General features: G+C 52.2%; 9 protein-coding genes. 8 read left to right on the top strand and 1 reads right to left on the bottom strand.

The genetic code is table 11. From position 1 onward, the window contains the following. Window positions 1–232: 232 nt before the first annotated feature. Genes ABYP33_RS15850 through ABYP33_RS15820 form a run of 7 tightly spaced genes read left to right on the top strand, consistent with a single transcriptional unit; the run spans window position 233 to window position 6,595 of the window. Entirely contained in the window at window positions 233–883 is a 651-nt protein-coding gene (locus tag ABYP33_RS15850; protein ID WP_373092127.1) for a pseudouridine synthase, read from the top strand. 46 nt (window positions 884–929) lie between these two features. Then, window positions 930–1,376, top strand: coding sequence for an NUDIX hydrolase (locus tag ABYP33_RS15845; protein WP_373092126.1), 447 nt, complete (start codon window positions 930–932; stop codon window positions 1,374–1,376). After that, window positions 1,376–2,491 carry a tRNA 2-thiouridine(34) synthase MnmA gene (gene mnmA / locus ABYP33_RS15840; protein WP_373092125.1) on the top strand — a complete coding sequence of 372 codons (1,116 nt, stop codon included), beginning with the start codon at window positions 1,376–1,378 and terminating at the stop codon, window positions 2,489–2,491. Before ABYP33_RS15845 ends, mnmA begins: the two co-directional genes overlap by 1 nt. Further along, on the top strand, window positions 2,488–3,141 hold the full coding sequence (hflD, locus tag ABYP33_RS15835) for a high frequency lysogenization protein HflD (RefSeq protein ID WP_373092124.1): 654 nt from the start codon (window positions 2,488–2,490) through the stop codon (window positions 3,139–3,141). Before mnmA ends, hflD begins: the two co-directional genes overlap by 4 nt. A 58-nt stretch (window positions 3,142–3,199) precedes the next feature. After that, window positions 3,200–4,564: an adenylosuccinate lyase gene (gene purB, locus ABYP33_RS15830; protein ID WP_373092123.1), complete on the top strand. Its 1,365-nt coding sequence runs from the start codon at window positions 3,200–3,202 to the stop codon at window positions 4,562–4,564. 5 nt (window positions 4,565–4,569) lie between these two features. Beyond that, window positions 4,570–5,703 carry a JmjC domain-containing protein gene (locus ABYP33_RS15825; RefSeq protein ID WP_373092122.1) on the top strand — a complete coding sequence of 378 codons (1,134 nt, stop codon included), beginning with the start codon at window positions 4,570–4,572 and terminating at the stop codon, window positions 5,701–5,703. Continuing rightward, a complete protein-coding gene (locus ABYP33_RS15820) occupies window positions 5,681–6,595 on the top strand; it encodes a GNAT family N-acetyltransferase (RefSeq protein WP_373092121.1) in 915 nt (304 codons plus the stop codon). The genes ABYP33_RS15825 and ABYP33_RS15820 overlap by 23 nt, the downstream gene beginning before the upstream one ends. A 7-nt stretch (window positions 6,596–6,602) precedes the next feature. Here ABYP33_RS15820 and ABYP33_RS15815 read toward each other — a convergent pair whose 3' ends face one another. Next, window positions 6,603–6,920 (bottom strand): Rieske (2Fe-2S) protein, encoded by a 318-nt coding sequence (locus ABYP33_RS15815; protein WP_008247813.1) that lies wholly within the window; start codon window positions 6,918–6,920, stop codon window positions 6,603–6,605. Window positions 6,921–7,055: 135 nt separating this feature from the next. On the opposite strand from ABYP33_RS15815, the gene ABYP33_RS15810 reads away from it, so the two are divergent. After that, window positions 7,056–9,086, top strand: a complete 2,031-nt coding sequence (locus tag ABYP33_RS15810; protein ID WP_373092120.1) for a beta-propeller domain-containing protein — start codon at window positions 7,056–7,058, stop codon at window positions 9,084–9,086. The last annotated feature ends 517 nt before the right edge of the window (window positions 9,087–9,603 follow it).

Here is a 9,603-nt window from a genome sequence, read left to right as displayed (position 1 = left end):
TCGGGTACGTTCAGGGAAAGATCCGCATTAACGGTGATTTTCTCGCCCTCTGCAGGTACCTTGATATGTTGGTATCCCATTTTTGACTCCATGGTTTATCAGTTAGTATCTGTGCTCGCACTTGCTCACAATACGAAGATTAACTGTATTAGATACAATACAGCTTCGGTAAAAAGCGCGACATTGTAACACTTTATACCGAGATTTCTTCTATGAATGAGCCTATTTTAACGTGAGTGACATTTTTATTTTCAACAAGCCCTTTCAAGTAATGAGTCAATTCACTGACCCAGATGGCCGGGCCACGCTAGCCGATTACATCAGGATCCCCGCCATTTATCCAGCGGGGCGCCTAGATTATGACTCTGAAGGTCTAATGATATTGACCGGCGACGGTGATCTGCAGCACCAAATTAGTCACCCCCGCCATAAATTGCGTAAAACGTATTGGGCGCAAGTAGAAGGCGAAATTAGTGACCATGCCCTCGCTCAGCTGCGGCGCGGGGTGATGCTTAAAGACGGCCCCACTCTGCCCGCTCACGCCGAACGCATCGCCGAACCCACCTCACTGTGGCCACGAGACCCCCCTGTGCGATACCGGGCAGCCATTCCGACGTCATGGCTTAGCTTGCAAATAAGTGAAGGCCGTAATCGTCAGGTTCGACGCATGACCGCCGCAGTGGGATTTCCGACTCTGCGCCTCGTTCGCGCCGCAATCGGCGACTGGAGCGTCGACAACCTCGCACCCGGTGAGCACCGCAAAATCACCCTTGGCGATGAATTTAAACGCTATGCCAGCCCGAAGAGGCCGGCAGCAAGACCGCCTTATCGGAAATCCAAGGGTAAAACCCTTGGCCCCAAGCCGCGCAAACGTAGTCCTTAAGGCGTCGCAGCTGCTACAATTCCGCTTTTAGTAATTGGATTCTTCTATGGATTGGCAGCCCTACGTTACCGTGGCCACTCTCGTTGAGAATGACGGCAAGTTTCTCTTTGTTGAAGAAATCAAGAACGGACAAAGAGTAATCAACCAGCCAGCGGGACATCTTGAGCAAAACGAAAGCTTGCTCGAGGCGGCGCAGCGGGAAACATTAGAAGAAACCCAGTGGCGGGTTGAAATACTCGGCGTCGTTGGCTTTGGCCTCTACACCGCCCCGGCCAATGGCGTGACGTACCAGCGCACCAGCTTTTTTGCTCGGCCCGTGGCATTTTGCCCTGAACACACTTTAGACAGCGATATCGAGCAAGCTATATGGCTCAGCTATGATGAATTAAAAGAGCGCCGAGCAATGCTGCGCAGCCCGCTAGTGCTGGAATGCCTAGAGCGCTACCTCGGCGGCCACCGCTATCCCCTATCTATGATTTACGGAACGCGTTGATGCACGAGAACACGCAACAAGACAATAGCAAAATCAAAGTGATCGTCGGTATGTCCGGCGGTGTCGACTCCTCTGTTTCAGCCCTGCTGTTAATGCAGCAAGGCTATCAGGTCGAAGGCCTGTTCATGAAAAACTGGGACGAAGACGACGGCACCGAATACTGCACTGCCAAAGATGACTTGGCCGATGCCGCCGCCGTCTGTAAAACCTTAGGCATTCATTTACACACCGCGAATTTCGCCAGCGAATACTGGGATAACGTGTTTGAGCATTTTTTGGCCGAATACAAGGCTGGACGCACTCCTAACCCAGATATTCTGTGTAATCGCGAAATTAAGTTTAAAGCCTTCCTCGATTACGCCTTGGTTTTAGGCGCTGATTATATCGCTACCGGTCACTACACCCGCCGTCGCGATGTTGATGGTCGCAGCCAGCTCTTAAAAGGCCTAGACGCAAACAAGGATCAAAGCTACTTCCTGCATGCCGTGGGGAGCGAACAGCTCGCCCGAACCCTATTCCCTGTTGGCGAAATTGAAAAACCCGAAGTTCGTGCTCTCGCCGAAGCAAACGGACTGATTACCCACAACAAAAAAGACAGTACCGGCATTTGTTTTATCGGTGAGCGCCGCTTTAAAGACTTTTTACAGCAATACCTTCCCGCCAAGCCCGGTCGTATTGAGAGTTTAGATGGAGAGGACATGGGCCAACACAGCGGCCTGATGTACCACACCATTGGCCAGCGCCAAGGCTTGGGTATCGGCGGCGTAAAAGGCGGCGGCGAAGAGCCTTGGTATGTGGTCGATAAGGATTTAACGCGCAATGTTTTGCTGGTCGCCCAAGGCGGCCAACACCCAGCGCTGCTAAAACAAGCACTACAGGTAGGCGAAATTCACTGGATTACCGGCCAAGCACCGCAATTCCCCTACGTTTGCAAGGCTAAAACCCGCTACCGGCAAGCAGACCAAGATTGTGAGATTCGCGCCGACGACGGTCGCTATGAAGTGCATTTCAGCGAAGCCCAGCGCGCGATTACCCCCGGCCAATCGGTGGTCTTTTACGATGGCGACATTTGCCTTGGCGGTGGCGTAATCGAAGCAGGGTTTAATTTATTATGAACAGCCCATTAAGCAAACCCGAGCAACTCGCTAGACAACAAGTTCTGGCCCTCGCGGCTATTGTGCAAGGTACAGTATTGGTGGATCAAATCGCCCGCACCGGTCAAGCCGAACCCCAGGCGCTGGAAGCGTCAATCAACAGCCTATTTGCCTTCTCAGCCATCACGGTAGAAGAGGCCTATGGCGGCATCGAAAACCTTGAAGTGGGTATTCGCGGCCTGCGCGACCTATTAAGCGGCAATGATTACGGTGAGCGCCACGCGGTTATGCGCTATTGCCTCGGGGTCTTGCACCTGCACAAAAAGCTGCGGGGCGACGATACGACCGCCTCGCTGCTGCGCAACCGGCTGCAGCATGCAGCCAAAAATAAAGAGATAAATAATATTGATATCAGTAGCTTAAGCTCATCTCTTTCATCAATTTATCAAGATACGATTTCCAAATACAATTTCAGAATTCAAATTACCGGCAGCGCCCAAGAGCTGCAAAACCCGAACAATGCCGCGCGAATTCGCAGCCTACTGCTGGCATCAATTCGCGCCAGTTATTTGTGGCGCCAAGCTGGCGGCAGTCGCTGGAAACTTATATTCCAACGCAACCGACTTTTTGCCCAGACCAAACAGCTACTTGGCACTGAAATCCCTCGTTAACTCGTGTATTATTGCGCGCTTTCCGCAATAGCCGTCCCGCACAAAAAAGGTATTGAACATGGACTTATCCGCGCTTTCCGCCGTCTCCCCCGTTGATGGCCGTTACGGCAGTAAAACCGCGCCACTGCGCCCCGTATTTAGTGAGTTTGGTCTAATCAAATACCGCTTAATCGTTGAAGTGCGGTGGCTCCAGGCCCTAGCGGCAAACCCTGGCGTGGTAGAGGTTCCCGCACTCAGCGAAGCAGCCAATGCCGCCTTAGAAGCCTTAATTAGCGGCTTTAATGAAAGCGGCGCGCAAAAAGTAAAAGACATCGAAGCCACCACCAACCACGATGTCAAAGCTATTGAATATTTTATTAAAGAAGCGATCAGCAGCAATGCCGAACTGGCCGCAATCTCAGAATTTGTCCACTTTGCCTGCACCTCAGAAGACATCAACAACCTATCCCACGCTTTGATGCTGCGTGAAGGTCGTGAGATTTTGCTCGCTGACGCCGACGCGATCATCAATAAGCTCGCCGAGCAGGCCCGTGAATTTGCCGCTGTGCCCATGCTCGCCCGCACCCACGGCCAAACCGCTAGCCCTACGACCATGGGCAAAGAGTTCGCCAATGTGGTTGCTCGCCTGCGCCGCCAGCGCGATGCCATCGCCGATGTGGTGCTACTAGGCAAAATCAATGGCGCGGTCGGTAACTACAATGCCCACTTATCTGCCTACCCCGATATTGATTGGGAAGCCCATGCCGATGCATTTATTAGCAAGCTTGGCATCACCTGGAATCGTTACACTACCCAGATCGAGCCTCACGATTACATCGCTGAATTATTCGACGCTATTGCGCGCTTTAACACTATATTGATCGACCTTGATCGCGATATTTGGGGTTATATCTCCTTGGGTTATTTCAAACAGCGCACTATTGCAGGCGAAGTGGGCTCCTCCACCATGCCGCATAAAGTGAACCCCATCGACTTCGAGAACTCCGAAGGCAATTTAGGCCTAGCCAATGCGGTGCTAAACCACTTAGCCGCGAAGCTACCGATTTCACGTTGGCAGCGGGACCTTACCGACTCCACCGTACTGCGTAATATGGGCGTCGGCATTGCCTATAGCACCATGGCGTATGCCGCTACCATGAAAGGGTTGAGCAAACTGGAAATCAATAAGCCGCGCATCGCCGCCGACCTCGACGACAGCTGGGAAGTGCTCGCTGAGCCAATTCAAACGGTCATGCGCCGCTACGCTGTTGCAGAACCCTATGAGAAGCTTAAAGCCCTTACTCGCGGCCAACGTATTACCGCCGAGATTCTGAAAGAGTTTGTTGAAACCCTTGAGATTCCAGAGTCCGCTAAAGCCGAATTGCGCGAGCTGACACCGGCGAAATACATCGGCAATGCCGTCGCCCAAGCACTGCGGATCTGATCGCCATGGCGCTGCAAGGATTTGATGCCCAGCATTTTCTGGATACCGCCTGGCAGCGCAAAGCAGTCTTAATCAAGGCCGCCCTGCCTGGGTTTGAATGCCCCTTAGACGGCAATGACCTAGCGGGCCTCGCCTGCGAAGAAGACGTCGATAGTCGTATTATTATTGAAGCTAAAGACGGCTGGGAATTGCGCAACGGGCCTTTTCAAGAAGCCGATTTTACCACCCTGCCAACATCTCACTGGACTTTATTAGTTCAGGGCGTAGACCAATACCTGCCGGAATTAGCCGATTTAATGGCGAAGTTTCGTTTCCTGCCACGCTGGCGCACAGAAGACATTATGGTCAGCTACGCCACCGATGGCGGCAATGTTGGCCCCCATTACGACCAATATGATGTTTTTCTCGTTCAGGGTAGCGGCCAGCGCCGCTGGAAAATTGGCGGCCATTGCGGGTCAGACACCCCATTACACAGCCACCCTCAGCTTAAACTGCTACAACACTTTGAGACCGAACAAGAGTTTCTGCTTGAAGCGGGTGATATTCTCTATGTGCCGCCCGGGGTCGCCCACTGGGGCGTGGCCGAAGGCGACGATTGCATGACGCTGTCAGTGGGCTTTAGAGCGCCATCCGTGGCCGCACTGCTTGGGGATTTCAGCGATGAAATAGCCAGCCGCAGCGATGAGTCCAAGCGCTATCAAGACCCTCAGCTTAGCGCTGCTGCCAATCCTGGTGAAATATCCCCTGCCGTTCACGCGCAATTAAAAGCTGTATTGCTGAAACAACTCGACAACGACGTCCTGCTCGCGCGTTGGTTTGGCGAAATGATGACCAGGGTGCCGGATCAAGGTGAATTTCGCGACGACAGCCTCAGCCGCGACGACTTTGCAGAGCTGCGCGCCCAAGATACAGACCTTCATCTGCGCCTAGGCGCCCGCCTGGCCTTCGATGAACAGCACCTCTTCGCCGACGGTGTGGCCTTTGCCTACCCACCTCAGGATCGCGACGATGTGCGAGCGCTTTGTCAGATCGAATGCGGCAAACCGATAGGTAATTTCCGTAACTTTAGCGAAGAAATGCTGTACGCCTTGTATTGCAATGCTACGCTCTACTTTGATGACGACACTTACGATAGCTAAAGCCGATTGGGCACACCACGCCGGACTTCTCTCTGAAATCCGCCACCGCGTATTTGTCGACGAACAAGGTGTCCCAGAAGCCCTTGAACTCGACGAATTTGACTCACTAGCCAGCCACTGGCTCGCCCGCATAGAAGATAAAGTTATTGGCACGGCCAGAATGTTAGACGGTGGCGCTATCGGCCGCATGGCGGTACTCAAGCCCTATCGTGGCAAAGGCGTTGGCAAAGCACTCATCAACGCCATTATCAACGAAGCGAAAAAGCGCCAGTATCCAACGGTAGAACTTGGCGCCCAAACTCACGCCATCGCCTTTTACGAAACCGCAGGCTTCCGGGTTAAAGGCCCCCGTTTTATGGACGCAGGTATTGCCCATCAACATATGTACCTACGACTAACACCGGACGCGCCACGCGGCTTTAACGCTGACCCTGACCTGCGCGCCAACCCGGGGCAAGGCGTACTCGAGCTGTGCAAAAATGGCCGCTGGGAACTGCGTATTTTCAGCCATAGTCTCGAGCCAGCGCTGTTTGCAAATGCCGCATTTATTCACTGTATTTATGAATTTGCCCACCGCCATCAGGACAGCAAGGTATTGCTCATGATTTGCGAGGAGCGGCCGCTGCGGGAGACTCATCATCCGCTGGTTGAACTAAGCAGGCAGTATCGACATATTTTGCAATTGCGCACCCTTAGCATCGACTATACCGTGAATGCCGATGAGTATTTTGTTGTGAGTGACGAAGATCATCTCATCACCTATCCCCATCAAAGCGAAATAGCACAGATTTTATCCTCAGATGACGAAGCCATTGCACGTCAGTATCGCATGAAGTTTGACCAGCTATGGCGCCACGCGGCAGAACCGCGCTCACTAAAGCCTTTTTATTGATTTAGCTTCACTCGGCGAGCATGACACCCACTTCATTGTCTCTGTCCGCCAAGGTATAGCAACGCAGGTTGCGGCAGGGCTCTTCACTTGCCGCCAGCAATTCGCCGCTGCGAATATCAAAGCGATAGCCATGTTGGGGGCAAACCAGTTCACCGCCCTCAACGTCTGAGCTGCGCAAAGGGTACTCTCGGTGGGGGCATTGGCTTTCAATGAGATAGCGCTGCCCGTCGATTTGCAGCAGCATGAGGTGATGGCTGTCTATTTTAAAGACCTTACGATAACCATCATAAAGATTGATCAATTTTTCGAGGCTGTAATATCGCATTGCAAGGCTACTGATTGATTTTCATTAGCTTAACCCATACCAAGGCCGCACGAAAAGCCTCCTTGACAGCCAGCGCAGCGCGGGCCCAGACTTTATGCAGCTCCTTTCATCCTACTCGCGAATAAAGAGATGAACATGGTGAGATTAAGATTGAACTTCCCCCGGCCGCACAACAGCGCACCTGCCTTATTATTCGCGCTACTGGCGCTATCAGCCTGTGGTGGTGGCAGCGCCAATAGCCCGCCGAATACGACAACCTCAGATGACGAGGGGCTACTACGCAACATTGTCAGTAATGAGGAGTTCGTCAGTCAATTTCGCGCGGCATATATTCGCCCAGCGTCCAGTAATAAACAGCAGAATAGCCACATACAGCCCGTTCCTGCCGAGGCAGGAGCCACTACTGATAGCAATGGTAGCTACAGCACTACCTATACCCTTGAGCCCGATGTAGACGAATTTGATGTATTAAAGTACGACGGCGATCATCTTTACATCGCGCCAACACGGCAAGCTCGTTGCTGTTTTTTAGCCCAGAGTGCAACTATCGCCGAAGCCAGCAGCTTCGCCCCGCCCTCACCAGATCAATCAGGCGGCATTCGCATACTAAGCACCAAGCCAGATACGGCCAGCGCGGCGGAGGTGGCCACTATTCCCCTGCAAGGAGATGAATACGTGCAGGGCTTGTATATTAGCGGTCCGCAACTGATCAGTATTGGCAGCACCCAATATTACGGCCCCTATGGCCACCAATGGCTGGGAATTGCCAGTTGGCTGCAGCAGAATTTAAGTATTAAAATTTACGACACCACAACCATTACTGCGCCCGCGCTAAAGTGGGATATTGGAATTGAAGGCGGCTTAGTGGACAGCCGCCGTATTGGCGACACCCTCTATATCATCAGTCGCCACAGTCCCCAATTCGAGAATATTTACTACTATCCGAGCAATCAAAACGAGGCAGATGCCAATGCCCAGAAATTGGCGGCAATTAAACCGCAAGACCTGATTCCGGTATTTACCGTTAATGGCGAATCCAGACCACTGTTTACGCCACAAAACTGTCTACTTAGCCGCGACGATCAAGACCAGGACTACGCCTACCCTGTTTATACGAGTGTTACCGCAATCCCCCTCACCTCACCTGGCGCAGCAGAGTCGGTGTGCTTCAACGAAGAGAGCAGTGGTATTTATGTTTCTCAAGACGCCCTTTACCTCAGCCAATATCGTTATAGCGACAACAGCGAGAGCACCCGCATTCATAAATTCAAGCTCGCACTCGGCAGGCCCGAATACCGTGGTTCCGCCGACATTGCAGGTCAATTATGGGGGCCGGGGCAAAGCGACTTTAGAATGTCTGAGCGCAATGGCCTGCTCCACATCGTTACCACGGTATTCACCCATGACAACGAGGATCTTCGCGACCACCAGCTCAGCATATTAGGTGAAGCGGCGCAGTCTAAGACCTTGGAACGTGTGGCTAGCCTGCCCAACGCTCGGCGCCCTCAAGAAATTGGCAAAGCCAATGAGGCCCTCTATGGCGTTCGCTTTATCGACGAGCGCGCCTACTTCGTTACCTTTGAACAAATCGATCCGCTATACGTGATTGATCTCAGCGATCCGACAGATCCCTACATTGCGGGTGAACTCGAGATTCCCGGCGTTTCAGATTTTCTCCACCCGGTCAACAATGATTTATTATTAGGACTAGGCCGCGGCGGGCCTCAACAACAAAGCATAAAGTTGAGCCTATTTAATATCGCCGACATCACCCAGCCCCAAGAACTTAATAGCGTGCTGCTTGGCGTTGACGGCGGCTGGAACTACTCCGAAGCCCAGTACAACCGGCACGCATTCACCTATTTGCCGAGCAATACTGGCCCCGACCGTCTGGCCGTGCCGGTACAATCGAGTTTTCAAAACCCAGACAACAGCTATAGCAGCGAGAATCGGCTTTACCTTCTTGAGATTAGAGCCAAAACCATGCCTAGCACAGCGAGCTTGAACATAATTGGCAGTATGATCGCCAATCCAGCGCCAAATGACAGCTGGTACGCTGGTCAAAATCGATCGGTGCTAGACGGTGACGCAATATACTTTTTATCTGGCGACGCCATTTGGGCTGCCATGTGGGGCAATTTCGTGGACCAGTCCGGCCCGTATTAATCCACATTATGTGTATTGGATAAGTGACACTAACGCGGTTTAAATCCTATTCATTTAGACCGTTTGTCGATCTAGTCCTGCCCAACTACGCTCGACTTCTGCGCTGGCATGCGCAACACAAAACTATGACCGTGTTTAGCACGGGAGCTTATAGCGAGGAATGCTAGACCTATTGTCAAAACGGTCATATTGACCAGCGACGCGGCACGTCTAAATGGAGCGGGGTCAAATGTTACGGTCGGTTTATCGAAAAAAACACCCATTATTGCAACAAGCCCACCACCGAGCGATTGTCCGGTAAAAGAGATTGAGCTCTTCATCATTAACGGGGGGGCATCGACATTCATTAAAATGATTTTGCTGTAATCATCAGTTTGCCGATGGGAAGAATATTTCGATAGCTGGAAAGGGGCTCTTCATCATTAACGGGGGACACCGGCATTCATTAAACTGAATTTGCGAAGAAACAGTTTGATGGAGAATACCGATGTCCCACGCAGGAAGAATTATAGGCATA

It is taken from the genome of Zhongshania sp., assembly GCF_041584495.1.
In the GTDB taxonomy this organism is placed as follows: domain Bacteria; phylum Pseudomonadota; class Gammaproteobacteria; order Pseudomonadales; family Spongiibacteraceae; genus Spongiibacter.
This window is presented reverse-complemented; position numbering and strand designations above follow the sequence as displayed.

Bases quoted from the DNA above. Each gene is read 5' to 3' on its own strand.
- ABYP33_RS15820 (WP_373092121.1), top strand. From the start codon at position 5,681: ATGACGACACTTACGATAGCTAAAGCCGATTGGGCACACCACGCCGGA.
- ABYP33_RS15845 (WP_373092126.1), top strand. From the start codon at position 930: ATGGATTGGCAGCCCTACGTTACCGTGGCCACTCTCGTTGAGAATGAC.
- hflD (WP_373092124.1), top strand. From the start codon at position 2,488: ATGAACAGCCCATTAAGCAAACCCGAGCAACTCGCTAGACAACAAGTT.
- ABYP33_RS15810 (WP_373092120.1), top strand. From the start codon at position 7,056: ATGGTGAGATTAAGATTGAACTTCCCCCGGCCGCACAACAGCGCACCT.
- purB (WP_373092123.1), top strand. From the start codon at position 3,200: ATGGACTTATCCGCGCTTTCCGCCGTCTCCCCCGTTGATGGCCGTTAC.
- mnmA (WP_373092125.1), top strand. From the start codon at position 1,376: ATGCACGAGAACACGCAACAAGACAATAGCAAAATCAAAGTGATCGTC.
- ABYP33_RS15815 (WP_008247813.1), bottom strand. From the start codon at position 6,920: ATGCGATATTACAGCCTCGAAAAATTGATCAATCTTTATGATGGTTAT.
- ABYP33_RS15825 (WP_373092122.1), top strand. From the start codon at position 4,570: ATGGCGCTGCAAGGATTTGATGCCCAGCATTTTCTGGATACCGCCTGG.